This is a genomic window from Mycolicibacterium sp. MU0050 (genome assembly GCF_963378085.1).
Taxonomy (GTDB): Bacteria; Actinomycetota; Actinomycetes; order Mycobacteriales; family Mycobacteriaceae; genus Mycobacterium; species Mycobacterium wendilense.
In genome coordinates this window covers 2,566,478-2,591,744 of sequence record NZ_OY726395.1, presented here as the reverse complement: position 1 = coordinate 2,591,744, position 25,267 = coordinate 2,566,478, and the positions used below count along the sequence as shown (strand labels likewise).

Annotated in this window: 23 protein-coding genes; 13 read left to right on the top strand and 10 right to left on the bottom strand. The window is 70.1% G+C overall.

All coding sequences use genetic code 11. The annotated features are described in order from the left end of the window. Positions 1–6: 6 nt before the first annotated feature. From R2K23_RS12165 to R2K23_RS12140, 6 genes are all read right to left on the bottom strand, one after another. A complete protein-coding gene (locus tag R2K23_RS12165; protein ID WP_316516964.1) occupies positions 7–585 on the bottom strand; it encodes a DUF4190 domain-containing protein in 579 nt (192 codons plus the stop codon). Continuing rightward, positions 582–2,312, bottom strand: a complete 1,731-nt coding sequence (cydC, locus tag R2K23_RS12160) for a thiol reductant ABC exporter subunit CydC (protein ID WP_316516962.1) — start codon at positions 2,310–2,312, stop codon at positions 582–584. Before cydC ends, R2K23_RS12165 begins: the two co-directional genes overlap by 4 nt. Then, the gene (gene cydD, locus R2K23_RS12155) at positions 2,299–3,873 is read right to left on the bottom strand and encodes a thiol reductant ABC exporter subunit CydD (RefSeq protein ID WP_396893584.1); all 1,575 of its coding nucleotides are present in this window, start codon (positions 3,871–3,873) and stop codon (positions 2,299–2,301) included. Before cydD ends, cydC begins: the two co-directional genes overlap by 14 nt. An 89-nt stretch (positions 3,874–3,962) precedes the next feature. Then, positions 3,963–5,021 carry a cytochrome d ubiquinol oxidase subunit II gene (cydB, locus tag R2K23_RS12150; RefSeq protein ID WP_316516960.1) on the bottom strand — a complete coding sequence of 353 codons (1,059 nt, stop codon included), beginning with the start codon at positions 5,019–5,021 and terminating at the stop codon, positions 3,963–3,965. Between the two features lie 13 nt (positions 5,022–5,034). Further along, entirely contained in the window at positions 5,035–6,519 is a 1,485-nt protein-coding gene (locus R2K23_RS12145) for a cytochrome ubiquinol oxidase subunit I (RefSeq protein WP_316516959.1), read from the bottom strand. 96 nt (positions 6,520–6,615) lie between these two features. Beyond that, the gene (locus R2K23_RS12140; RefSeq protein ID WP_396893494.1) at positions 6,616–7,242 is read right to left on the bottom strand and encodes an HdeD family acid-resistance protein; all 627 of its coding nucleotides are present in this window, start codon (positions 7,240–7,242) and stop codon (positions 6,616–6,618) included. Positions 7,243–7,449: 207 nt separating this feature from the next. Between R2K23_RS12140 and R2K23_RS12135 the strand changes: the two genes are divergently transcribed. The 8 genes from R2K23_RS12135 (at position 7,450) to R2K23_RS12100 (ending at position 16,470) form a co-directional block, all read left to right on the top strand. After that, the gene (locus R2K23_RS12135) at positions 7,450–8,385 is read left to right on the top strand and encodes an ABC transporter substrate-binding protein (protein ID WP_396893492.1); all 936 of its coding nucleotides are present in this window, start codon (positions 7,450–7,452) and stop codon (positions 8,383–8,385) included. 12 nt (positions 8,386–8,397) lie between these two features. Continuing rightward, complete coding sequence (locus R2K23_RS12130; RefSeq protein WP_316516958.1) at positions 8,398–9,315, top strand: amino acid ABC transporter permease; 918 nt, start codon at positions 8,398–8,400, stop codon at positions 9,313–9,315. A gap of 11 nt (positions 9,316–9,326) precedes the next feature. Then, positions 9,327–10,079 carry an amino acid ABC transporter ATP-binding protein gene (locus R2K23_RS12125; protein ID WP_396893582.1) on the top strand — a complete coding sequence of 251 codons (753 nt, stop codon included), beginning with the start codon at positions 9,327–9,329 and terminating at the stop codon, positions 10,077–10,079. A gap of 45 nt (positions 10,080–10,124) precedes the next feature. Further along, positions 10,125–11,948: a serine/threonine protein kinase StpK7 gene (gene stpK7, locus R2K23_RS12120; protein ID WP_316516954.1), complete on the top strand. Its 1,824-nt coding sequence runs from the start codon at positions 10,125–10,127 to the stop codon at positions 11,946–11,948. Next, entirely contained in the window at positions 11,945–13,108 is a 1,164-nt protein-coding gene (macS, locus tag R2K23_RS12115) for a MacS family sensor histidine kinase (protein ID WP_316516952.1), read from the top strand. The genes stpK7 and macS overlap by 4 nt, the downstream gene beginning before the upstream one ends. A 25-nt stretch (positions 13,109–13,133) precedes the next feature. Then, the gene (locus tag R2K23_RS12110) at positions 13,134–13,769 is read left to right on the top strand and encodes a LuxR C-terminal-related transcriptional regulator (RefSeq protein WP_396893580.1); all 636 of its coding nucleotides are present in this window, start codon (positions 13,134–13,136) and stop codon (positions 13,767–13,769) included. A gap of 53 nt (positions 13,770–13,822) precedes the next feature. After that, positions 13,823–15,751, top strand: coding sequence for a DUF2339 domain-containing protein (locus R2K23_RS12105; RefSeq protein ID WP_316516948.1), 1,929 nt, complete (start codon positions 13,823–13,825; stop codon positions 15,749–15,751). A gap of 212 nt (positions 15,752–15,963) precedes the next feature. Beyond that, entirely contained in the window at positions 15,964–16,470 is a 507-nt protein-coding gene (locus R2K23_RS12100) for a Dps family protein (RefSeq protein ID WP_396893489.1), read from the top strand. Here R2K23_RS12100 and R2K23_RS12095 read toward each other — a convergent pair. Further along, positions 16,467–17,792 (bottom strand): adenylate/guanylate cyclase domain-containing protein, encoded by a 1,326-nt coding sequence (locus R2K23_RS12095; RefSeq protein WP_396893487.1) that lies wholly within the window; start codon positions 17,790–17,792, stop codon positions 16,467–16,469. The genes R2K23_RS12100 and R2K23_RS12095 overlap by 4 nt on opposite strands. A 28-nt stretch (positions 17,793–17,820) precedes the next feature. Then, a complete protein-coding gene (locus tag R2K23_RS12090; protein WP_316516946.1) occupies positions 17,821–18,423 on the bottom strand; it encodes a TetR/AcrR family transcriptional regulator in 603 nt (200 codons plus the stop codon). A 62-nt stretch (positions 18,424–18,485) separates the two neighbouring features. Here R2K23_RS12090 and R2K23_RS12085 point away from each other — a divergent pair, with 62 nt between their 5' ends. Further along, positions 18,486–19,499 carry an oxygenase MpaB family protein gene (locus tag R2K23_RS12085; RefSeq protein ID WP_316516944.1) on the top strand — a complete coding sequence of 338 codons (1,014 nt, stop codon included), beginning with the start codon at positions 18,486–18,488 and terminating at the stop codon, positions 19,497–19,499. 7 nt (positions 19,500–19,506) lie between these two features. On the opposite strand, the gene R2K23_RS12080 is transcribed toward R2K23_RS12085, so the two are convergent. Both R2K23_RS12080 and R2K23_RS12075 read right to left on the bottom strand, forming a co-directional pair. After that, positions 19,507–21,186 (bottom strand): alpha/beta hydrolase, encoded by a 1,680-nt coding sequence (locus R2K23_RS12080; protein ID WP_316516942.1) that lies wholly within the window; start codon positions 21,184–21,186, stop codon positions 19,507–19,509. Then, a complete protein-coding gene (locus R2K23_RS12075; protein ID WP_316516940.1) occupies positions 21,183–21,464 on the bottom strand; it encodes a DUF7162 family protein in 282 nt (93 codons plus the stop codon). The genes R2K23_RS12080 and R2K23_RS12075 overlap by 4 nt, the downstream gene beginning before the upstream one ends. A gap of 149 nt (positions 21,465–21,613) precedes the next feature. On the opposite strand from R2K23_RS12075, the gene pafA reads away from it, so the two are divergent. The 4 genes from pafA to tatA are packed head-to-tail and all read left to right on the top strand — an operon-like array spanning position 21,614 to position 25,213. Next, a complete protein-coding gene (gene pafA / locus R2K23_RS12070) occupies positions 21,614–22,972 on the top strand; it encodes a Pup--protein ligase (RefSeq protein WP_316516939.1) in 1,359 nt (452 codons plus the stop codon). Between the two features lie 17 nt (positions 22,973–22,989). Continuing rightward, complete coding sequence (locus tag R2K23_RS12065; RefSeq protein ID WP_316516938.1) at positions 22,990–23,979, top strand: helix-turn-helix transcriptional regulator; 990 nt, start codon at positions 22,990–22,992, stop codon at positions 23,977–23,979. Beyond that, complete coding sequence (locus R2K23_RS12060) at positions 23,976–24,941, top strand: helix-turn-helix transcriptional regulator (RefSeq protein ID WP_316516936.1); 966 nt, start codon at positions 23,976–23,978, stop codon at positions 24,939–24,941. Before R2K23_RS12065 ends, R2K23_RS12060 begins: the two co-directional genes overlap by 4 nt. 29 nt (positions 24,942–24,970) lie before the next feature. Beyond that, entirely contained in the window at positions 24,971–25,213 is a 243-nt protein-coding gene (gene tatA / locus R2K23_RS12055) for a Sec-independent protein translocase subunit TatA (RefSeq protein WP_316516933.1), read from the top strand. Positions 25,214–25,267: the final 54 nt, after the last annotated feature.

Below are 25,267 nucleotides of genomic sequence, written 5' to 3'. Positions count from 1 at the left end.
GCTCGGTCAGCGCCCCGGCGACGGGGTGACCGTCATGCCGAACTTCTCCTCGAGCTTGCCGCGGAACTCGTCCTCGCATTGCGCCTGCGCGGCCCGGTTGTCGCCGGCGTCCTGCATGCAGTCGAAGTAGTCTCGGCCGCCCCAGTCCATGAACCAGCGGCCCGCGACCACCGCCACGACGATCAGCACCAGGCTCAACACCACACCCAGGGCACCCAGCACGATGCCGGCGACGGCCACGCCGCCGTTGTCGGCCTCGCCCCGGGACACCCGGCCGCGGCCCATGAAGCCCAGCACGATGGCCGTGACGCCCAGGATCAACCCGCCGATGATGGTGATCGCGGCGGGCAGCGACAGCAGAGCGACCACCAGCGCGGCGATCCCCAGGCCGTTGCGCATCAGCTGCGGCGCCGGGCTGTAACCGGAGTAGGGCTGCGGCGGGGGCGGCGGATATCCGCCGGGACCGCCCGGGGGCGGCGGGTACGACGGGGGTGGGGGATACGACGGGGGTGTCGCGCCGGAACCGGAGGTATCGCCCGGCTCGTCGGAGCTCCCGGGGGACCCCGGGGGCGGAGGCAGGGTCATGTATCGCGCTCCCAATCAGGAGGTATTGGTCGGCCGTCAGCCAGGGTACCTGCCACCGCGCCCGCGATGTCGTTACTCAGCCGCAGGCCGGGAACGTGGCCGGCGAGATCGTCGGGCAGGTGATGGGTGGCCACCACCACCGTGCGGTGCGGACCGAAGAGCCCGCCGGGGTCCAACAGGTCATGCAGCAGCGCATCGGAGGTGGCGGCATCGAGGTGCTCGGTGGGCTCGTCGAGCAACACGATGGGGGAGCGTGACAGCAGCACCCGAGCCAACAACAGGCGGCGTCGCTGCCCGGCCGACACCGCCGCCGCGCCGCCGACCAGCACGGTGTCCAGTCCGTCGGGCAGCCCCTCCCGCCAGCCCCGCAGACCCACCCGGGCCAACGCGGACTCCAGTTCGACGTCGGTGCAATCGCCGCGCACCACCAGCAGGTTGTCGCGGACCGTGGTGGCGAAGATGTGCGCATCCTCGGCGAAATAGGTGATGGTGCCGCGCAATTCGGACTCCTCGAGCTGTGTCAGGCGGCGACCGTCGAGGGTGACGGCGCCGTCCAGCGCGGGGATCAGCCCGGCCAACGTCAGCAAGACGGTGCTCTTTCCGCAGCCGCTGGGGCCGGTGACCGCAAGCCGCGCGCCCAGTGGCAACTCGATGTCCACCGCGACGCTGCGCGCCGCGCGCGGGTGCCCGGCGACCGCCCGCGCCCGCAGCACGAGCTCGCCCGATCGTGCGCGTGGCGGCACCGGCTCCGCGGCGATCGCCTCCGCGACGTTCGGGTCGCCGATCAGGTCGAACAGCCGGCGTGCGGCGATGCGAGAACGGGTCAGCTGTACCGCCGCCGCCGGCAGCGCGGTGGTCGCCTCGAACGAGGACAGCGGCAGCAACATCAGGATGGCCAGGGTGGTGGGGGCCACTGAGGCGGCGATTCCGATCCCGACGACGACGGCGCCCAGCACGCTCGCCCCGATCGCCGCGGTCGGCATGGCCGCGCCGAACGCCGCCGGACGCGCCGCGCGGTCCAGCGCGTCGCCCCAATTGCGTTGGTGTCGAACGGAATCGGCGATCACGGCGGGAAGTCGGCCGCTGACGCGCAGTTCCGGGGCGTGGTCCAGGGCGATCATCGAGGCCACGTCGCGCTCGGCGTGGTGCGCCCGGGCGAGCTGCTCTTGGGCCGCGGCGCCGCGGGCGGACAACCACGGCGCGAGCACCCCGGCCACCAGCAGGCAGGCGGCCAGGATTGCGGCGGCCGGCCAGGAGATGACGGCGATGGTGCCGACCGCGGCCAGCGAGAGGACCGCCGCCACGGCGATCGGGAGCACCGCGCGCACCAGCGCGTCGGAGAGTTCGTCGACGTCGTGACCGACCCGGCTGACCAGTTCGCCCTCGTGCAGGCGGGCCGTCAGTTCCGGCCGCCCGCGTGCCAGCCGACGGTAGATCTGCTCGCGTGCGGCTCCGGCGGCCCGCAGCGCGGTGTCGTGCGAGGCCAGTCGTTCGCAGTACTGCAGGACGCCACGCGAGATGCCGAACGCGCGCACCGCCACCACCGCCACCGACAGATCCAGGATGGGCGGCATCTGCCAGGCCCGGGTGATCAGCCACGCCGAGACGCCCGCCAGCGCCAGCGCACTGGCCAGCGAGAGGACCCCGCACGCGACGGCGAGCCCGAGTCGGGGCAGTCGGGGCCGCAGCAGCACCAGGGCGCGAACCAGGGGGTCAGGCCGGAACATGGCTGCCCACCTCGATGATGTGGTCGGCGACGGCCAGCACCGGTGGCCGGTGTCCGACGATCAGCACCGTGGCGCCGTCGTCGGCCCGCGCGCGTAGTGCGTCGAGGACGCGGCGCTCCGTGGCGGGGTCGAGGTGGGCGGTGGGCTCGTCGAGCAGCAGCACCGGGGCACCCGAACCCAGCGCCCGAGCCAGCCCGAGGCGTTGCCGTTGGCCCAGCGACAGGCCCAGGCCGTCGCGTCCGACGACGGTCGCCGCGCCGTCGGGCAGCTCCCCGAGGACCACGTCGAAACCCGCTGCGGCACAGGCGGCGTCGGCGTCGGTGAGCGGACCGAACAAGCTCAGGTTGGTCGCGACCGTGCCGGGCACCAGCACCGGGCGCTGCGGCAGCCACGCCAGTTGCGGCCACCACCGGACGCGATCGAGATCGGCGACGTCGGTGCCGTCGACGGTGATCCGGCCGGAAGCGGGCGTGGTCAGGCCGGTGAGCACCTCCAGCGTCGTCGACTTCCCGGCCCCGTTGGGTCCGGTCAACACCGTGATCCGGCCGGGCTCGATGACCCCGGACAGGTCCGCCGGGCGGTGTCCGTCGCGGCCGGCGACCGTGAGGTGCTCGATGCGGATCGTTGCCCCCGCGGCGCCCACCACAGAGTGTCCCGACGGGTCCGTGGCGACCGTGTCCATCAGCTCGAAGGCCTTGCCGGCAGCGGCATTTCCATCCTCGGCCGCGTGATAGGCCACACCGACCCGGCGCAGCGGCCAGAACACGTCCGGGGCCAGCAACAGGACCGTCAAGGCGTTGGCCAGGGCGACGTCCCCGTACACCAGGCGGAGGCCGACGCTCACCGCCACCAGGGCCACGCCCAGGGTCGCCAACAGCTCCAGCACCAGGCTGGACATGAACGCGATGCGCAGCGTGGACATCGCCGAACGGCGGTGCGCGGCGTTGAGTTCGCCGATGCGCGCGCCCGGGCCCTCGGCCCGGCCCAGGGCGCGCAGCGTGGGGATGCCGGCGATCAGGTCCAGCAGCCGGGACTGCAGGGTCGTCATGGCCGCCAGCGCGGCGGCCGATCGATCCGCGGTGACCAGGCCGATGAGCACCATGAACAGCGGGATCAACGGCAAGGCGATCAGCACGATCGCGGCCGCCGGGAGGTCGTAGACCGCCATCGCGGCCAGCGCCGCCGGCGTCAACAGCCCGGCCAGCAACAGGGCGGGCAGGTAGCCGGTGAAATAGGCCCGCAGGTCGTCGAGACCGCGCAGGACCACCGCGGCGGCGTCGTCGCGGTGGGCGGCCAGCGCGCGCGGGGAGGCGGCGGTGACGGCGCCCAACACCTGCCCGCTCAGGTCGGCGATCGCCGCGCTGGCCTCCCGCTGGCTGATCCGGGCCTGGATGAACTGGGCCACGGTCCGAACCGTCCAGATCAGTGCGAGCAGGGCCAGCGGCGGGAGCTGACGTTGCAGGCTGCGGCTGTCGGGGTCGGTGATGAGCTCGGCCACCAGGTGGGCGAGCACGATCGCCGCGGCGATGGCGCAGGCCGCGGTCACGACACCGCAGGCCACGGTGCCGGCCAGGAATCGTCGCACCGACGCCGAGGCTCGCACCAGCCGGGCCAGCTCGGCCCGGCCGCGTCGGGCGGTCCGGTCGGTACTCAGGACGGTGTCCTCGGTAGACCGATCGAGGCGGGAATGCGATCCGCCGAAATTCGTTGCCGGAACACCCAGTACGTCCAGGCCTGGTAACCGATCACCAGGGGCGCGAAGATGGCCGCGGCCCAGGTCATGACCTTCAGCGTGTACGGGTTCGACGACGCGTTGTAGATGGTGAGGTTCCAGTCCGGATTCAGGGTGGACGGCAGCAGGTTCGGGTACAGGTCGATGAACAGCATGGCGACCACGCCCGCGACCACGAGGGTGGTCAGGGTGAAGGCCCAGCCGTCGCGGGTGCCCGCCCGCAGCAACACCGCGGTCCCGAGCAGGGCCAGCACCGCGACCCCGAACGCCACCCAGGATCCGGGTCTGCCGTAGGCCGCCTGGGTCCACCAACCGAACCCACCGGCGACGATCAGCACCGGCACCACCAGCCGACGCCCGATGCGCAGGGCGTTGTCGCGGACCTCCCCGAGGGTCTTCAGCGCCAGGAAGGCCACCCCGTGCAGCAGGAAGATCCCGCACGTGGCCAAGCCGCCCAACAGGGTGTACGCGTTCACGACGTCGCCGAACGACAGGCCGCGCACCTGCTGATCGGCGCCCACCGGCAGGCCGCGCAGGAGGATGGCGAAGGCCACGCCCCACAGGATCGCCGGTACCCACGAGCCCACCGCGATGCCGATGTCGGCCCAGTGCCGCCAGTGCGGGTCGTCGATCTTGCCGCGCCACTCGATGGCGACGACGCGCAGGATCATCGCCAACAGGATGACCAGCAGCGGGAGGAACAAGCCGGAGAACACCGTGGCGTACCAGCCCGGGAACGCCGCGAACATGGCGCCGCCGGCGGTGATCAGCCAGACCTCGTTGCCGTCCCACACCGGTCCGATGGTGTTGAGCACCGCGCGGCGATGGTTGTCGGCCGCCTGCGGGCCGGCGGACCGGCCGGCGATGCGGCCCAGTGGGGCCATCAGCATGCCGACGCCGAAGTCGAAGCCCTCCAGGATGAAGAAGCCCAGGAAGAGCACCGCGACGAGGATGAACCAGAGTTCCGGTAGGCCCATTTCGATCAGCTCCTCAGTACGCGAAGGACAGCGGAGCGACGTCGTCGTCGGCCGGTGGCGTAGGCGGCGCCGGTTCCGAGTCGTGCTCCTGTGGACCCGCAGCCACGTAGCGACGCAGCAGGTAGAACCAGATGACGGCCAGCACCGCGTAGGTCAGGGTCAGGGTGGTCACCGAGATCCACACCATGCCCACTGAGTGGTTGGACACCCCGTCCTGCACGGTCAGTCGGATCAGCTGGTCGCCGTCCGGGTTGGGCACCACCACCCAGGGCTGGCGTCCCATCTCGGTGAATATCCAGCCGGCGCTGTTGGCCAGGAACGGCGTCGGGATGGTGAGCAGGGCGAAGCGGGAGAACCATCGCTGGTTCGGGATGCGCCCGCCGCGGGTCAACCACAGCGCGGTGAGCGCGAACAGCACCGGAACCAGCAGCAGCCCGATCATCGCCCGGAACGCCCAGTAGGTGACGAACAGGTTCGGGCGGTAGTTGCCCGGGCCGAACTTCTCTTCGGCCTGGACCTGCAGGTCCTCGACGCCCTCGAGGGTGACCCCGGAAATCCTGCCCTCGGCCAGGAAGGGCAGCACCCACGGCACCTCGATCACGCGGGTGATGCCGTCGCAGTTGTTGTGCGTGCCGACGGTCAACACCGAGAACATTGGGTCGGTTTCGGTGTGGCACAGCGATTCCGCCGAGGCCATCTTCATGGGTTGTTGATGGAACATCAGCTTGGCCTGGATGTCGCCGGTGAAGATCAGGGCGACGGCCGAGATCAGCGCCACCCAGCAACCCAGGATCGCGGCGGGCCGGTACAGCCCCGCCGGCGCAGGTGCGGCGCCCTTTGCGGTGGTGTCGTTGTCCGACACCGAGTTTCGGCTGCGCACCATCCACCACGCGCACACCGCGGCGACGAAGGTGGCCGCGGTCAGGAACGACCCCGCCACCGCGTGCAGGAACGCCCAGATGGCCGTGTTGTTGGTGAACAACTCGACGATGCTGTGCAATTCGGCGCGGCCGGTGTCCGGGTTGTACGTGGCGCCCACGGGATGCTGCATGAACGAGTTGGCGCTGATGATGAAGAACGCGGACATGTTGACCGCGATCGCGACGATCCAGATGCAGGCCAGGTGCACGAGCTTGGGCAGCCGGGTCCAGCCGAAGATCCACAATCCGATGAAGGTGGACTCGAAGAAGAAGGCCGCCAGGCCCTCCATCGCCAGGGGAGCGCCGAAGACGTCACCGACGAAGCGGGAGTACTCGCTCCAGTTCATCCCGAACTGGAATTCCTGCACGATCCCCGTCGCCACGCCGATCGCGAAGTTGATCAGGAACAGCTTGCCGAAGAACCGCGTCAGCCGGTACCACTCGGGGCGCCCGGTGACGTGCCACACCGTTTGCATCACGGCGATCAGTGGGGCCAGCCCGATGGTGAGCGGCACGAAGATGAAGTGGTAGACGGTGGTGATCCCGAACTGCCACCGCGAAACGTCCAGAGCGTCCATACGCACCACTTCCGGGGCTGCGAGCCAATAACTACTACCGAGAGTAGTAGATGCCGCGGGTGCGGGCCATGTGATTCGGCCCGCACCCCGCGGTGATCAGGACGTCAACGTCTTGACGGCCTTCCTGATCCCGAATGCCGCGATGACCTCGAAGCCGCCGAGCACGATCAACCAGATCCCGACCACCATGGTCAGCACCGCCAACGAGTCGAACGGCGTGGCCAGCATCACCACACCGGCCAGCAGGCTCACCACGCCGAAGAAGATCTCCCAACCGCGCCCCGGCAGCGCGGGGTCGCTGATCGCCGAGACCGCGGTGGCGACACCGCGGAAGATGAAGCCGATGCCGATCCAGATGGCCAGCAACAGGATCGAGTCCTCCAGACTGCGGAAGCACAGCACCGCCAGCACCAGCGCCGCGGCGCCGCTGACGAACAGCAACACCCGGCCCCCGGCCGAGACGTGCAACGTGAAGGCGAAGACCACCTGGGCGATGCCGCTGACGAGCAGGTAGGCGCCGAAGATGATCCCGGCCACTAGGATGGTGGCGCCCGGCCAGGCCAGCACCAACACACCGAGGACGACGGCGGCCAGCCCCGAGAACAACGTGCTGCGCCACAGGTGCGGCAACAACGCTGGGACGGTGGTGGATCCGGTCCTCGAGGCCGGCGCCGCGGTATCGGTGGAATCTCTGCTCATCATCATGGGCGCAGTGTGGCACATCGGCGGGTTTGCCGGTCCCAATTGCCAATCCGCCCGCGGGTCGGTTCCGCCGCACCCATCGACTACGGGCAATGCGAGCCGGTTTCGGCGTCCGGGTGATTACTCTTCGGGTTACCGCAGAGGCGGGTCAGGGCTTACGGTTGAGTCCGCCGCTGGCCGGCGACGGCTTGTCGATCCGAATGGGACGAGTAGGAGAAGGTGAGAACCGTGGAAGCAGCACCACCGGCACATCGGGACCGACGTCGCAGCACCCCGCGATGGTGGCGTTGGACCACGGTCCTCGTCGCCTCGGGTGCGCTCGCCCTGTCCGGCTGCTCGAGTAGCACCGACTCCACCGCGGAGTCGCCGGAGTCCGCGCCCGTGGCGGCCGGCAAGGTCGATGAGATTGCCGCGATGGTCCCCGAGGACATCAAGGCCGCCGGCGAGTTGATCATCGGCGTCAACATTCCCTACCCGCCCAACGAGTTCAAGGATCCCAGCGGCAAGATCGTCGGCTTTGACGTCGATCTGATGAATGCGATCGCCGAAACCCTCGGCCTGACACCCGAATACCGCGAATCCGACTTCGGCAAGATCATCCCGTCCATCCAGGGCGGCACCTACGACGTCGGCATGTCGTCGTTCACCGACACCAAGGAACGCGAACGCTCGGTGGACTTCGTCACCTACTTCTCGGCGGGGACGCTGTGGGCGCAGCGCCCCGGCGGCAACGTCGACCCCGACGACGCCTGTGGCAAGAAGGTCGCGGTGCAGGCGACCACCCATCAGGAGACCACCGAACTGCCGGCCAAGAACCAGGCCTGCCTCGACGCCGGCAAGCCCGCCATCGAGATCATGGCATTCGACGGTCAGGACGCGGCCACCAACGCGGTGGTGCTCGGGCAGGCCGACGCGGTGTCGGCGGACTCACCGGTGGTGCTGTACGCGATCAAGCAGAGCAACGGCAAGCTCGAGCAGATCGGCGAGGTCTTCAGTTCGGCCCCCTACGGGTGGCCCGTGGCCAAGGGGTCCGCGCTGGCCGCGGCGTTGCAGAAGGCCCTCGAGCACCTCATCGAAACCGGTGACTACGAGACCATCGCGACCAACTGGGGCGTCGAACAGGGAATGATCGACAAGCCCGTGATCAACGGCGCGGTCAACTAGTCGGTTCGGCGGATGAGTGATGAGCGCGCGGCGACACCGGCGCCCATAGACGCTGTCCCGCTGCGGCACCCGTGGCGCTGGGTGACCGCGGCGGTGATCCTGGTCATCGTCGGGCTGTTCCTGTGGGGCGCCGCCACCAACCCGGCGTACGGTTGGGGCACCTATCGCGAGTACCTGTTCAACGAGCGGGTGCTGCAAGGGGTGTGGAACACCCTGCAGCTGACGGTGTATTCGATGGTGATCGCGATCATCCTGGGTGTGGTCCTGGCCGTCATGCGGCTGTCACCGAACCCCGTGTTCCGCTGGGTGGCCTGGGTCTACCTCTGGATTTTCCGCGGCACCCCGGTCTACGTGCAGTTGGTGTTCTGGGGCCTGTTCCCGACCATCTACCAGAACGTCCAGCTGGGGGTGCCGTTCGGGCCCTCGCTGCTGCATCTGGATCTGCAGAACCTGTCCTTCCCGTTCCTGCTGGCGCTCATCGGACTGGCCCTGAACGAGGCCGCCTACATGGCCGAGATCATCCGGGCCGGCATCAGTTCGGTGCCCGAGGGCCAAACCGAGGCCTCCGTCGCGCTGGGCATGTCCTGGACGATGACCATGCGCCGCACGGTGTTACCGCAGGCGATGCGCGTGATCATCCCGCCCACCGGCAACGAGGTCATCAGCATGCTGAAGACCACCTCGCTGGTGACGGCGGTGCCCTACACGTTGGAGCTCTACGGCATCACCTCCCGGGAGATCGCCGCGCGGATCTTCGAACCCATCCCGCTGCTGCTGGTGGCCGCGACGTGGTATCTGGCCGTCACCAGCGTGCTGATGGTCGGCCAGTTCTACCTGGAGCGCTACTTCTCCCGGGGAGCGTCGCGCAAGCTGACCAGCAAACAGCTCGAGGCGCTGGCCCGGGAACAGATCGGAGAGCCGCACCCATGACCGAACCCCCGATGGTCCGGGCCGAGGCCGTCTGCAAGGACTTCGGTGCGCTCAAGGTGCTCAAGGGCGTGACGCTGGAGGTGCCGAAGGGGCAGGTGCTGGTCCTGGTCGGCCCGTCCGGTTCGGGCAAGTCGACGTTTCTGCGCTGCATCAACCACCTCGAGGAGGTGACCGCCGGACGCCTGTTCGTCGACGGCCAACTCGTGGGCTATCGGGAACGCGGCGGCAAGCTGCACGAGTTGCCGCCGCGCGAAGCCGCCAAGCAGCGCCGCGACGTCGGAATGGTGTTCCAGCACTTCAACCTGTTCCCGCATCGCACCGCGCTGCAGAACGTCATGGAGGCGCCGATCCACGTCAAGAAGGTCAAGAAGGACGTCGCCGCCGCCCGGGCCAAGGATCTGCTCGACCAGGTCGGGCTGTCGGCGAAGGCGGGCGCGTATCCCGCCCAGTTGTCCGGCGGACAACAGCAGCGGGTGGCCATCGCCCGGGCCCTGGCCATGGACCCCAAGCTGATGCTCTTCGACGAGCCGACGTCCGCGCTGGACCCGGAGCTGGTGGGCGAGGTACTCGCGGTGATGAAAAAGCTTGCGGCCGAGGGAATGACGATGGTGGTGGTCACACACGAGATGGGATTTGCCCGTGAGGTGGCCGACCAGCTGGTGTTCATGGACGGCGGCGTGGTCGTCGAGAGCGGGGCGCCGCGGGAGGTGCTGAGCAATCCGCAGCACGACCGCACCAGGGCATTTCTGTCGAAGGTGATGTAAATTCAGACAACTTCGTCGGGGGGCGTTGGCGCCCAGGGGTAAACGGTGGATACAACGTCTTCTGAGCGTGCTGACCGGTTCGGGCACTACGAGCTGCTGGCATTGCTCGGCCGCGGCGGCATGGGGGAGGTGTATCGGGCCCGGGACACCAAGACCGATCGCATTGTCGCCCTCAAGCTGCTGCCCCCGCACCTGGCCCGGGACACCGTCTTCCAGCAGCGGTTCCGGCGGGAGGCGCACGCCGCGGCCGGCGTGACCGACCCGCACGTGGTGCCCATCCACGGTTACGGCGAGATCGACGACCGCCTGTATCTGGACATGCAGCTCATCGAGGGGCTCACCCTGGCGGCGATCCTGAGCAAGCGGTCCGCCCCGTTGGGACCGGAGTTGGCGACGGTCGTCGTCGAACAGGTGGGGTCGGCGCTGGACGCCGCGCACCGGGCCGGCCTGGTCCACCGCGACGTCAAACCGTCGAACATCCTGATCTCCGACCGGGAGTTCGTCTACCTGATCGACTTCGGCCTGGCGCGGACCACCACCGAGCCCGGGGTCACCACCGCCGGCAACACCCTGGGCACACTGGCCTACATGGCCCCGGAACGGTTCCACGGCGGGCCCAGCGATCCGCGGTCCGACGTCTACGCGTTGACCTGTGTGCTCTACGAATGCCTGACGGGGCAGCGCCCCTATCCCAGCGACAGCCTGGAACAGCAGATCGCCGGACACATGGTGGCACCCCCGCCGCGTCCCTCGGACGCCGATCCCACGCTGGCGGCGTTCGACGCCGTGATCGCCAAGGGGATGGCCAAGGATCCCGACCGCCGCTTCGGCAGCGCCTCGGAGCTGGCGGCCGCGGCCCGCGCGGCGGTCGACCGGCCGAAGATCCGCCCCACCCGCCGGGCCGCCCGGCGCTCCGCGCACCGGGCCCCGCGCTCGGTGTCTCGCCGAAGGGTGTTGGGCGCCACCGCAATCGGGCTGCTGGTGGTGTCGGTGTGCACGTTCGGGGCGTGGCAACTGCGGGGAGTGTCCGACGAGCGCACCCGCGCCGCCACCGTGGCCGAAAGCACCGCCGGGGCCCAGGCCGCCCCCGCCGACGGCGCCGTCGCCTCGATCGCCGCCCAGGTGCCGGCCGACATCCGGGCCACCGGACGTCTGGTGATCGGCGTGAACGTCCCGTACGCGCCGAACGAATTCCGGGATTCCTACGGCCAACTGACCGGTTTCGACGTCGACCTGATGGATGCGGTGGCCCGAACCCTGGGCCTGACACCGGATTACCGCGAGACGGCGTTCGACGCCATCATCACCTCGGTGGTGTCCGGCAGCTTCGACGTCGGGATGTCCTCGGTCACCGACACCAAGGCCCGCGAAGAACTGGCGGACTTCGTGAACTACTTCAAGGCCGGCACCCTGTGGGCGCAACGCCCCGGTGCGGGCGTCGATCCGGACGCCGCCTGCGGCCTGCGGGTCGGAGTGGCCTACGGGGTGATCCAGGAGACCGAGGAGATCCCGGCCAAGAGCCAGGCGTGCGTGGCGGCCGGCCGACCCCCGATCGAGAAGGCCGTCTACACCCGACAGGACGACCTGACCGCGGCGCTGATCGCCGGTGAGGTCGACGCGATGTCGGCGGACTCACCGGTGACCGGATTCGCCGTCAAGACCAGCGGCGGCGCCCTCGAGACCGCGGGCGAGGTGTTCGATGCCGGCCTGTACGGCTGGCCCGTCCCCAAGGGCTCCGGGCTGGCCGAGGCGTTGCGCCTGGCGCTCGAACACCTCATGAGCACCGGCGAGTACCGCACCATTGCCACCATGTGGGGCGTGGAACTCGGCATGATCGACCGGCCGCGGATCAACGGCGCGACCCGGTGAGCACCTCGGAGCCCACCCACGACCCCACCGCACCGCTGTGGCGCGCGGCCCAGGTGTTCCGCCTGCTGAGCTATCTGTACGCGGCGGGGTTCCAGATCGCCGGCATCGACGAACTCGAGCGGCCCGCGATCGGCTGGGTGCTGTTCGCGGTGCTGTCGGCCTGGACGCTGGCGTGCGCCGTGGCCTACCTCCAGGGCTTCGGCCGGCGGCCGGCCTGGGTGGGTGCGGAGTTCCTGGTGGTGATCGGGCTGATCTGGTCGACGCACCTGGTGGCCTCCGACGCCTGGATCCAGGCCAACCAATCCTGGCCGACGACGTTGTGGGCCACCAACGCACCGATCTCCGCGGCGATCCTGGCCGGCCCGATCGTCGGGATGGGTGCCGGGGTGGGGGTGATGGCCGTCTACGCGGCGCTCAAGGGATCGGTCAGCTTCGACTTCAGCCGCAACGCGACCATCATCATCGAACTCGCCGTCGGGCTGGCGGTCGGGATGGCCGCCCAGACCGCCCGGCGCGCCCACGCCGAACTGGAGCGCGCCCTGCGGATGTCGGCCGCCGTCGCCGAACGCGAGCGGCTGGCCCGCCAGGTGCACGACGGGGTGATCCAGGTACTCGCCCTGGTGGCCAGGCGCGGTCACGAAATCGGCGGTCCCACCACCGAACTCGCCGAACTGGCCGGCGAACAGGAACGCGCGTTGCGTCGGCTGGTCAGCGACGAGTCGGTGCGGGCCGGCCACGATACGCAGTCGGTGGATCTGCGGGCCTGGCTGAACCGGCGCGCCGATGACCGGGTGGTGGTGAGTGTGCCGGGCACCCCGGTGCTGCTGCGGTCAGAGGTGGTGACCGAACTCGACGCCGCCGTCGGCAACGTCCTGGACAACGTCCGCGCGCACGCCGGCCCGGCCGCGCGGGCCTACGTACTGCTCGAGGACCTCGGCGAGGCCGTCACCATCAGCATCCGCGACGACGGCGCCGGAATGGACGCCGGACGCCCGGCCCAGGCCCGCGCCGAGGGTCGGCTGGGCATCTCGCAGTCCATCGTCGGTCGGCTCGAGTCCCTGTCCGGGTCCGCCCGGTTGACCACGGCCCCGGGCGAGGGTGTCGAATGGGAGCTGACCGTGCCCGCCCATCGACCGCAGACTGGACCGCAGCGTGGCTGACGACACCCCCGCCGCCATCACCGTGATGGTGGTCGACGACCACCCGATCTGGCGCGACGCGGTGGCCCGCGATCTCGCCGACGAGGGTTTCGACGTGGTGGCGACCGCGGACGGGGTCGCCGCGGCGCGTCGGCGGGCCGCCGTGGTGCGCCCGGACGTGGTGCTGATGGACATGCAGCTGTGCGACGGCGACGGCGCCGCCGCCACGGTCGGGGTGCTCGAGGTGTCACCGGCGAGCCGGGTGCTGGTGCTGTCGGCCTCCGGCGAGCGCGACGACGTGCTGCAGGCGGTGAAGGCGGGCGCCACCGGCTACCTGGTGAAAAGCGCCTCCAAGGCCGAGCTGAGCGCCGCGGTGGCCGAAACCGCGCAGGGCCGAGCCGTATTCACCCCCGGCCTGGCGGGACTGGTGCTGGGGGAGTACCGGCGCATCGCCCGCGGCTCCGCATCCGCGCCGAGCGGGCCCACGCTGACCGAGCGGGAGACCGAGGTGCTGCGCTACGTCGCGAAGGGTCTGACCGCCAAGCAGATCGCCGCCAAGCTCTCGGTGAGCCACCGCACCGTGGAAAACCATGTGCAGGCGACCTTCCGCAAGCTGCAGGTGGCCAACCGGGTGGAGTTGACCCGCTACGCCATCGAGCACGGCCTGGACGAGAATCCCTGAAGTCGGGTAGTCCTACTCATGCCCCGCGGCCCGGCCGCGGCGACGATGACTTCATGACCGCACCGCATCAGGTTGCCCTGCAACGGTTGTCCGACGAATTCCAGCAGATGTCGCAGCAGATGGCCCGGGTGGCCGGGCAATTCAGCGAACTGCAACGAACTCTCGCGCCGCCGGCCCCCATGAACCCGCCGGCCCCACCGCCGTTGCCCCACCCCTACCCGTACCCGGGGCCGGTGGCCGCCCCGGTGGCCACGCCGCCGCGCCCGGTCCCGGCGCCGCCATCACCGCCGTCGGTCCAGCTGCCGCCGCCACCGCCACCGTCGTTCCCGCCCGTCGCGCCGCGGCCCACGTTGTCCGCGCGACTCGGCACCGACGACGGTCAGGGCTGGATAGGCAAGCTGTTGGCCGTCGCCGGGGTCGCCGTGACGTTGATCGGCGTGGTGCTGCTACTGGTGCTGGCGGCCCAAGCCGGGATCCTGCGGCCGGAACTGCGGGTCGCCGCCGGCGCCGTGCTGGCCGGGGGCCTGACCGCGGTGGGCATGCGGATGAACCGGCGCCCGGGCGGGCAGGTCGGCGCGGTCGCGCTGGCCGCCACCGGCATCGCGGCGGCCTACATGGACATCGTCGCCGTCACCGCCATCTACGAGTGGCTGCCCGGCGTCGCCGGACTGCTGCTCGCGGCCCTGATCGCCGGAGCCGGCCTGACCCTGGCCCGGCGTTGGGATTCGCAGCAACTCGGGTTGCTGGTGCTGGTGCCGCTGACCATCCTGGCGCCCGTCGTCGCCGACGGGATCTCGTTGCTGCTGCTCGGATTCATGATCGCGCTGTCGGCCGCGACGCTGCCGGTGCAGATCGGTAAGGACTGGGTCTGGATGCACGCCGCGCGCACCGCCGCGGTCACGCTGCCTCTGCTGTTCGCGCTGTTCATCGCCGCGGTCGCCGGTGCGCTCCGCTTTGGCGAGGACCCGTGGCTGTTGGGCGGCGCGTGCGCGATCGCCGCGCTGCTGGCCGTGGTGGGCGCCCTGCTGTTGCTGCCGCACTCGAGTCGTCGGGTCGCGATGGCGCTGTTGACCGTGTTCGGCACGCTCCCCGCCCTGGTGGCCGCCACGGCGGTGCCACGCGTGCTGGGCGCGGTGATCGCCGCGGCGCTGGCGGCCGGCCTCCTGGCCATCGTCGCGCGGCCGCGCAGGCTGCCGGGCGTCGACGGCGCCGTGGCCGCAATCTTCTCGGCGCTGTCGGCGGTCGCCGCGCTGATCGCCGTGACGGTGGCGTTTGCGGGGTACGTCGAGGGACCGGTGCTGTTGGGGCTCTCGCTGGTGGTCGGTGTCGCCGGGCGGCGCAGCGTCGTAGCGCGTTGGGTCGCAGCGGGTTTCGCGACCATCGGCGCCATGCTGTATCTCGCGTTCGCCCCACCCGAGACGTTGCTGTCCGCCGTCGAACCCCGCGCCGCCGGCGCGGTGTCGACGCTGGTCTCCAGCGTGCTGCTGGTCGCCACGGCGCTGGTGATCGCCTGGACGTGGACCCGTGGCGCCCGCCTGGACGTCGACACCGTCCGGTTGGTCTGGGCCGGCGCCGCCGTGGTGGCGCTGTACGCGGTCACGATGTTCACGGTCACCGCCGGCGTCTTGTTCGGCGGCGACGGCGGGTTCCTCGCCGGCCACATGGTTGCCACCATCTGCTGGATCGCGGCCGCCGCGGCGCTCTTCGTCCTGGCCCGCCGGCGGCCCGGCGGGGATGCGCGCACGGTGCCACTGGCGGGCGGGCTGGGGTTGACCGCGGCGGCCACCGCCAAGCTGTTCCTGTTCGATCTCGGGACGCTCGACGGGATGTTCCGGGTCGCGGCGTTCATCGTCGTGGGCCTGGTGTTGTTGGGAATGGGCGCCAACTATGCGCGCAGCCTCGCGGCCGTCGACCGCGGGCCTGCGAATGGCGAGGAAAATGCGTCAACAATGGCGAAAACACAAATCGACTCCAAAGAATAGCCTCAATTAACGAAGGCTTGCCTTACCTACCGTGATGAAGGTGACAGATTGTTTCGGAATCATTGCCAGCGGTAAACAGTTGTACCCAGAGAATGTGTTTCAGCGAGTTATTGCGCAGGTGGAATGAGTGAACGGCAGAATCCGTTATTCGCTCGCCCGGGACTTCTGAACACCCCTGAATTTACCGGCAAATGAAAAGAGGGAGAAATCAAATGACTGCGGTAGCTACCGTTGGCAACAAGCGACGCGACGCCGGCGACATTGTTGGATTCGCCCCGTCGCAGAAATTCATCGACAATCTGCAGCGCGTCGTCGTCGACCTGATCGAGCTGCAACTGCAGGGCAAGCAGGCGCACTGGAACGTCGTCGGCACCAACTTCCGCGACCTGCACCTACAGCTGGACGAGCTGGTGGACTTCGCCCGCGAGGGCAGCGACACCGTCGCCGAACGGATGCGGGCGCTGTGGGCGGTGCCGGACGGCCGCACCGACACCGTGGCCGCGACCACCTCCCTGCCGGCGTTCCCGCCGCATGAGCAGAACACCGCCGAGGTGGTGGACATGATCACGACCTCCATCCAGGCGGCCGTGGACACCATGCGCTCCGTGCACGACGCCATCGACGCCGAGGACCCCACGACCGCCGACATCCTGCATGCGCAGATCGAGGGCCTCGAGAAGCTGGCCTGGCTGATCAAGTCGGAGAACCGCAAGGTCTAACGAGCAGGTGAGGACTCGACCCGCCCGGTCCCGGACCGGGCGGGTCGATCGCCGTCCGGACCCCCGCGGCGGCCCCGCAGGTACCAGGTGTGCATCAGGCCCTTGCCCTTGATGTCGACGTCGCCGCGCTCCTCGAGGACGAAATCGTCGCGCAGGCGCTGATAGACCGCGTCGGGCACCTGGATGCGGCCCTCCTGATCGGTCGATTCCATCCGGGCGGCCACGTTGACGGCGTCTCCCCACACGTCGTAGAAGAACCGTCGTTCGCCCACCACGCCGGCCACCACGGGTCCGGCCGCCAACCCGATCCGGATGGGCACCGGGCGCCCCGCGGGGTCACGCAGTTCGCGCACCACGGTCGCCATGTCCAGGGCCAGCGCCGCCAGCGCCTGCAGGTGGTCGGCACGCGGTTCGGGCACCCCGCTGACCACCATGTAGGAATCCCCGGTGGTCTTGATCTTCTCCAGACCGTGCCGATCCACCAGCCGGTCGAATTCCGTGTAGAGGCGGTCGAGGAACTTCACCAGGTCGCACGGCTTCGTCTCGCTGGCACGTCGGGTGAACCCGGCGATGTCGGCGAACAGGATCGACGCGTCGTCATAGGCGTCCGCGATCATCTCGTGGTCGGGATCCTTGAGGCGTTCGGCGATGCTGGTCGGCAGGATGTTGCCCAGCAGGGTCTCGGAACGCTGGTACTCCAACTCCATGGCCAGCTCCGCGCGGCGGATCTCGCGCAACGCGAACCACACCGTGGCCACCGCCATCAGCGACGCCGAGCCGAGCGAGGCGACGAAGCCTACCGTCATGGCCCAATCCGGTTGCACGCCAGTGCTGTTGGGAACGTTGAGTTCCAGCACGACGGCCAGGGCGACCCCGAGCGCGGCCAGCGCCCCGGCCAACGCAATGCGCTCGATACCCAGCACCAGCACCAGGATGGAGGCGGCAACCAGAAGGTAGAACTGCAGCCCCGAGCCGGTGCCGATGGCCCAACACTGGACGAACACCGAGGCGTAGGCGACGGCGATGAAACACAGCGCCGCCAGCAGATCCGAGTACTTGCCGAGCAGCGGGATGACCAGGAACAGCGCGGCCGAGACCAGGTTGACGATCGCCACCTGCTGGGACCCGAAGCCGCCGACCAGCCCCCAGATCCCGAAGGCGGCGCTGACCAGTGCCGCGATCAGCGCGGCGACCTCGAGCACACGGATCTGGCGCGACACCCGGTCGACATAGTGTTCGTTGCGCACCGACACGCACGGGTTCTCCCGCGGCACCCGGCCATTGGCCAGGACCGACGCCGGCGAGGTCTGCCTTTTCGGCACCTTCGCAGCGTAGCGCCGATGCGCGGGCTCAGGAGGTCAGCAGCACAAATCGGACGGCGTGATCGACCACGGCGTCCAGATCGTCGCCGAGGCCGCCCGAGAGCCACTGTTGCGCCAGCTCCGCCATGGCTCCGGTGAACATGGCGGCCGCGACCAGGGTCGCGGTGTCGTCGCCGCCCGGGTGGGCATGCTCACGCTGGCTGCGCACCATCTGTCGCAGGGTCTCCTGGGCGATCTGGCGCCGCGCGGTCAACACCGGGTTGGCCCGCGCCTCGGTGAAGAGCACCCGCCCCCGGCGGGGGTCGGCCGAGCTGAAGCCCAGCACGGCCCGGACGCCCGCGCGCATGCGGTCGACGTCGGTGCCGTCGACCGCGTCGATGGCGGCGGCCACCGCTTCGTTCATCTCGTCGGCGACCTTGTCGTAGACCGCACCCAGCAGTTCGTCGGTGTCGGTGAAGCTCTCGTAAAAATAGCGCGTGTTCAGCGCGGACTCGCGGCACACCGAGCGCACCGACACCGCCACCTCACCGCCCTCGCCGAACAGCGCGAACGCGGCCGCGATCAACAGCGCGCGGCGCTCGATGCGGCGGTCGGTCAGCGGGACACCCGCCCACCTGGTGGGGCTGGACACGCGGTCAGCCTAGTGCCATCGAAGTCTGGACACACCCGTATCCAGACTTGTAGGGTGACGCCATGCAACTCCCGCATCAAGTGCTGCAGTCCAAGATCGCCGGGTTCTACGACGACGAGATCCGGAGCCGGTACTTCCGCGGCCTCGAATTCGCCGGCCCGGAGGGCGATCCGGGTTGGTTCGGGCCCGGCAGCGCCGTCTGGCACGTCCACTCGCACATGCCGGCGTTGGTGTTCGGACTGCAGTGCGCGGCCTACATCGAACGCTTCGACCCCAGCATCTTCTGGATGGGGGTCGACCACTCCCGAATCGTCGAACGTCCCGACGGTGACCTGCTGGACCTGCGCATCAACCCGGAGGGTGCCACCGTGCGATTGGCGCATTCGGTGTCCTTCTTCATCGGCACCGCCTACGGCTCCACCGCGACCGCCGAGCGGCTGGCCAACACCGTGCGGGCCATGCACCACACCGTCAAGGGGGTGCGCCCCGACGGCCTGCCCTACGACGCCGACGACCCAGAGTGGTTGCGCTGGAACTACGCGACCGTGGCCTGGGGGATCGCCACCGCACACGAGTATTACCACCCGAATCCGTTGCGGGGCAAGAAGATCGATCGCTACTACCGCGAGTTCGTCAAGGTCGGTCACGCGCTCGGCGGCACCGATCTGCCCGAGACCAAGGCCGAAACCCTCGACTGTCTGCACTCCTATCTGCCCAAGCTCGCGATCACCTACGGGACCGCCGCCACCACCGGGCCGAATCTGGCCGATCCGAAGTATCCGGGTCCGCCCGGCGGGGAGTTCATCGACTGGGCCATCCGCGACACGCTGCCCAGTTGGGCCGCGGCCATGGTGATGTACAAGCGCCCCAATCCGATCGAGCGAGCGCTGCGGCAGGCCTCGGTGTGGACGGTCATCAACGGCCTGCACCTGGCCATGGGTCCGCTGCCCGAATTCCGGCAGGCGCAGCGGCGGGTCGCGGGCGGCGTGGTCGGTGAGGTCACCTCGCCGAGCTACGTTCCGGGCTCCGACCCGGCCCGCAGCCGGGCCGCCGTCGAAGAGCTGGAACTGGTGTAGTCGGGTCTCACCGCCGAAGCGGTTCGCCGGTGATCACGGCGAGTAGGTTGCGCCAGGCATCCGAGGGCTCGTTGACCACGTCGCTGTGGGCGTCCGGACCCGACATGACCGAGCCGTCGAGGCGCCGGCCGGTGTCGAGCCGCCACACGCCCGACATCTCGTCGGGGTCGGCGCCGTGCGGGCCGTACGGCAGGCCCTGCACCCAGGCGATAGGGTCGCCGGGCGCCGTCATCGAATACCGCTGCACATCGGGATTGCGGTTGTTCCAGTCCTTTTCGTCGAAGACGCCGACACCGGCACCGGCCGCCGCCACGTAGACCGTCCGATCCGCGGTGAGCCCCAACCGTTCGGCAGTGCCGAGGATCGACCCGCCGTAGGAATGTCCCAGGTAGGTCACCGGGATCTGGCGACCGGTCCCGTCGACCGTACGATCGACATCCTCGCTGAACGCCACCAGCCGCGGCGCCATCTGCAGTGCGTAGCTCGGGTCGGTCGCCTGCAGCAGGCCGGCGACGGTGTCCGGGCCGGTGGGAAAGGGACCTCCGAGGTAGGTGATCATCGCGACCTCGCCGCGGCCGGCGGCCACGAAGCGTCGTGCGGTGCGCACGTTGGCCCCCGACTCGAGGACCGTGGTGTTCGTCCCCGGCACCAGCACTCCGAGGCTGCCCGCGCTGCGCAGATCGCCGTGCAGTTCGATCAGCGAGGACCGGGCGGGGTCGAAGGCGAGGATCTGCCGCGGCCGCGTCTGCGGGGAGCGCCCCGTGGGGTCGGCGACGTCGGCGAGCAGGCCGCGGTAGAACTCGATGCGGCGCTGCGGGTCGCGGTCGTGCATGGCGATCGCCGCCGCGCGCCAGCCGGGGTCGAGGAACGCCGCCGCGCGCACGCGTTCGACGCCGCCCCGTCCGCCCCAGCCGCCGATCCCGGTGCCCAGGCCGAAGCCGGCGGCCAGCGCGGCCCGGATCTTGTCGTCGTCGGACCGGGCGAGGATATCCCGCTGCGCGGCAATGGCTTCGGCGATGTTGAGCCGGTTGGCAGCGAACCGCAGGTCCCAGGGCACACCGTCGGTGTTGCCCACCTCACGGGGTGCGGCCTCGAGCAACCCTCGGCGTTCTTCGGGGCTCATCGCCCGGATCTGCTCGGCGATGCGATCCTGGCTCATCGTGGGCCAGCCGGCGACGACGTCGGCGGCCGCCGGCACCGTCGCGGGCGCCGCGCCCGATGCGGGCGGCGACGCGGCGAACGTGCGGGCGATCTGGTCGGCGATCTCGCGGTCCGCCGCGGCGACCGACGCCAGCCCATGGCGCACCCGGGCGGTCAGTTCGTCGGTCGGGCCGCTGCCGCCGGTGACGGCGCCGTCGTCGGCAACCTGGTGGCCGGCACCGCGGATCACCGCCAGCACTGCGAGGACGTCGGACTGGGCCGCGGCGAGCACGGTGGCCCCGCGGCGGGCCCGGGCCGCGGCCGCGGCCAGCGTCGCCGCCCGCCTCGACGCCTCGGATTCGAGTCCGGCCGCGGCCGCCCACCCGCGATCCGCGCCTCCGCCCGCCCAGATGCCACGGTCCAGCCGACGCAACTCCTCGGCCACGGACCGCAGCCGTCGGGCCAGGCCGTCCCAGTCGTCTGCGACACCGAGCAGGGCCTCCGGTCGCCAGCCCTCGACCTGGCTGACGGTCAGCCGCGACGTCATCTCCGCAGGCGCGCCGCCACCGCCGCGTCGGCGTCGGAGTACCCGTCGGCCGCCGCGACGGCGGTGCGGGCCCACCGCAGCAACGCGGCGACCAGGGCCGACGGGTCGGCCGCGGCCACGGGCACCAGCTCCTCGAGCGCCGACCCCGGCAGGGCGTCGCGGAGGTCGTCGGGGCGGTCGGAGCCCCGGGACAGACCAAGTTCCTCGGCTGCGGCGCGCACACCGCGCGCGGCGGTGCGGACACGGTCCGGATCGAGCGACAGTGGGGTGGGATCCATGGACGCATGCTGGCGCGCACTCCCCGCGGCGCGGGCACGGCGATGCACAGGGGCACGGGCGCGCTGGTGGGGTTGTCAATTCAGGCCGGGACGCGGCCGCGGCGATTCTTCCGCACCGTTGCGCGGTGGTACCCCGTAAGCTCGACATCGTGCAGCGACGAATCATGGGGATCGAGACCGAATTCGGTGTCACCTGCACGTTCCACGGCCATCGGCGGCTGTCACCGGACGAGGTGGCCCGGTACCTGTTCCGCCGGGTGGTGTCGTGGGGCCGCAGCTCCAACGTTTTCTTGCGCAACGGCGCGCGCCTGTACCTCGACGTGGGCAGCCACCCGGAGTACGCCACCGCCGAGTGCGACAGCCTGATCCAGCTGGTCACCCATGACCGCGCGGGTGAGCGGGTGCTCGAGGACCTGCTGATCGACGCCGAACAGCGGCTGGCCGACGAGGGCATCGGCGGCGACATCTACCTGTTCAAGAACAACACCGACTCGGCGGGCAACTCCTACGGCTGCCACGAGAACTACCTGATTGTGCGGGCCGGCGAGTTCTCCCGGATCTCCGACGTGCTGCTGCCCTTCCTGGTCACCCGGCAGCTGATCTGCGGGGCCGGCAAGGTGCTACAGACCCCCAAGGCCGCCACGTTCTGCCTGTCCCAGCGCGCCGAGCACATCTGGGAGGGCGTCTCGAGCGCGACCACCCGTAGCCGGCCGATCATCAACACCCGCGACGAGCCGCACGCCGACGCCGAGAAGTACCGTCGCCTGCACGTCATCGTGGGCGACTCGAACATGTGCGAGTCGACCACCATGCTCAAGGTCGGCAGCGCGGCGCTGGTGCTCGAGATGATCGAGGCCGGGGTCCCGTTCCGCGATTTCTCCCTGGACAACCCGATCCGGGCCATCCGGGAGGTCAGCCACGACCTCACCGGGCGGCGGCCGGTTCGGCTGGCCGGCGGTCGACAGGCCAGCGCCCTGGACATCCAGCGGGAGTACTACGCCCGTGCGGTCGAGCATCTGCAGAACCGCGAACCCAACACCCAGCTGCAGCAGGTCGTCGACCTGTGGGGCCGGCAGCTCGACGCGGTGGAGAGCCAGGACTTCGCCAAGGTCGACACCGAGATCGACTGGGTGATCAAGCGCAAGCTGTTCCAGCGCTACCAGGACCGCTACGACATGGAGCTGTCCGACCCCAAGATCGCGCAGCTCGATCTGGCCTACCACGACATCAAGCGCGGCCGCGGCGTGTTCGACCTGCTGCAACGCAAGGGGCTGGCCGCCCGGATCACCACCGACGAGGAGATCGACGAGGCTGTCAACACCCCGCCGCAGACCACCCGGGCCAAGTTGCGCGGCGAGTTCATCGCGGCGGCCCAAGAGGCCGGCCGGGACTTCACCGTCGACTGGGTGCACCTCAAGCTCAACGATCAGGCGCAGCGCACGGTGCTGTGCAAGGACCCGTTCCGCGCCGTCGACGAGCGGGTCAAGCGACTCATAGCGTCGATGTAGGGGCGTGGACTGACAACGTGACGACCGCCAAAGTCGAACGGTTGATGAACCTCGTCATCGCCCTGCTGTCCACGCACGGCTACATCACCGCCGAGCGAATCCGCAACAGTGTCGCCGGATACGGCGACAGCCCCAGCGACGACGCGTTCTCCCGCATGTTCGAGCGCGACAAGAACGAGTTGCGCGACCTCGGCATCCCGCTGGAGACCGGCCGGGTGTCCTCGCTGGATCCCACCGAGGGCTACCGGATCAACCGCGAGGCCTACGCGCTGCCGGACATCGAGCTCACCGCCGACGAGGCCGCCGTCGTCGCCGTCGCCACCCAGCTGTGGCAGTCCCCGGAGTTGGTCACCGCCACCCAGGGGGCGCTGCTCAAACTGCGCGCCGGCGGAGTGGACGTCGAACCCGACGCGGGCGTGCCGCTGAGCGCACCGACCGGTTTCCCCGGCCTGCGCGGCTCGGAGGGCGTGCTGCCGGTGCTGCTGGCGGCCATCAACGCCGGCCGGGTCGTCGAGTTCGACCACCGCTCGTCGCGCACCGCCCCGTTCACCAAGCGCACCGTCGAACCGTGGGGGGTGGTCACCCACAACGGCCGCTGGTATCTGGTGGGACACGACCGCGACCGAAACGACACCCGGACCTTCCGGCTCTCGCGGATGGGCACCGAGGTCGCCGCGGTGGGGCCGGCCAACGCGGTGCGGCCCCCCGAGGGCGTGGACCTGCGCGCCGTGGTCGCCAAGGCCGTCGGCGAAGCGCCCGGCGGGGTGCAGGCGCGGGTCTGGGTGGCCGACGGACGCGCCACCTCGCTGCGCCGGGCCGGCACCGCCACCGGCACGATGACGCTGGGCGGCCGCGACGGCGAGGTCATCGAGCTGGACACCGGCCCGTACGGCGGCCTGGTGCGGGAGATCGCCGGCCACGGCGCCGACGCGGTGGTGCTGGAACCCGCGACGCTGCGCGACGAGGTGCTGGCGCGGCTGCGCGCGGCGGCGGGAGAGATCCGATGAGTTCTTCGGTGTCGGCACGGCTGGTCCGGCTGCTCAACATGGTCCCGTACCTGAAGGCCAACCCGCGGATCACCTACGACGAGGCGGCCGCCGACCTCGGTGTCACCCGCAAGCAGCTGGAGCAGGATCTGGACCAGCTGTGGATGTGTGGGTTGCCGGGCTACGGCCCCGGGGACCTGATCGACTTCGAGTTCTCCGGCGACACCATCAATGTGACGTTCTCCGCGGGCATCGACGAGCCGTTGCGATTGACCTCCCCGGAGGCCACCGGCCTGCTGATGGCGCTGCGCGCCCTGGCCGATGTGCCCGGCGTGGTGGATCCGGAGGCGGCCCGCAGCGCGATCGCCAAGATCGAATCGGCCGCCGGCGCGGTGCACCCCACCGGAACCGTCAGCGCCGAACCGGAACGGGCGCCGGCCGAGAACCAGGCCACCGCGGCGGTCCGCGAAGCCGTGCGCACCGGCCACGCGCTGCGTCTCGAGTACTACTCGGCCTCCCGGGACACCCTGACCGAGCGGGTCGTCGACCCGATCCGCGTGGTGCTGGTGGGTGATCACAGCTACCTCGAAGCCTGGTCCCGCGAGGCCGAAGGGGTGCGGCTGTTCCGCTTCGACCGGATCGTGGACGCCGCCGTGCTGGACGAACCGTCGGCCCCGCCGGAACCGGCCGTCCAGGGCAGCACCGACACCTCGCTGTTCGACGCGGACCCCGCGCTGCCGTCCGCCACGCTGCGGATCTCGCCCGAGGCGACGTGGGCGCTGGAGTACTACCCGATGCGGGTGCTGCGCGAGTTGCCCGACGGGCATTTCGAGGCCGCCATGACCTACGCATCCGACGAATGGATGGCACGATTGGTGCTGGGCTTCGGCGCGGAAGTCAGCGTGATCGAACCCGTCGAACTGGCCGAGCGGGTCCGCCGGGCAGCACACGCCGCGCTGGGCGCCTACGCCGAGGCGGGGTAGCATCGAGCCAACGTCTGGAGGTAACCAAAGTGGGTGCTCTTAGTCCGTGGCACTGGGCAATTCTCATTGTCGTGATCGTCCTGCTCTTCGGGGCCAAGCGGTTGCCGGACGCCGCGCGTTCGCTCGGCAAGTCGATGCGGATCTTCAAGGCCGAGGTCAAGGAACTGCAGATCGACAAGCCGGACCCGGGCCCGACACAGGTGCAGTCCGAGCGCGTGGCCGATCCGGTGCCGAACCCGGACCCGAATCACACCGACGCCCGCCCGGCCTGACGGCCGCAGTGCCGCCCAGTCACAGGCCGCACCCCGGTGCGGTGGTGCGACTGA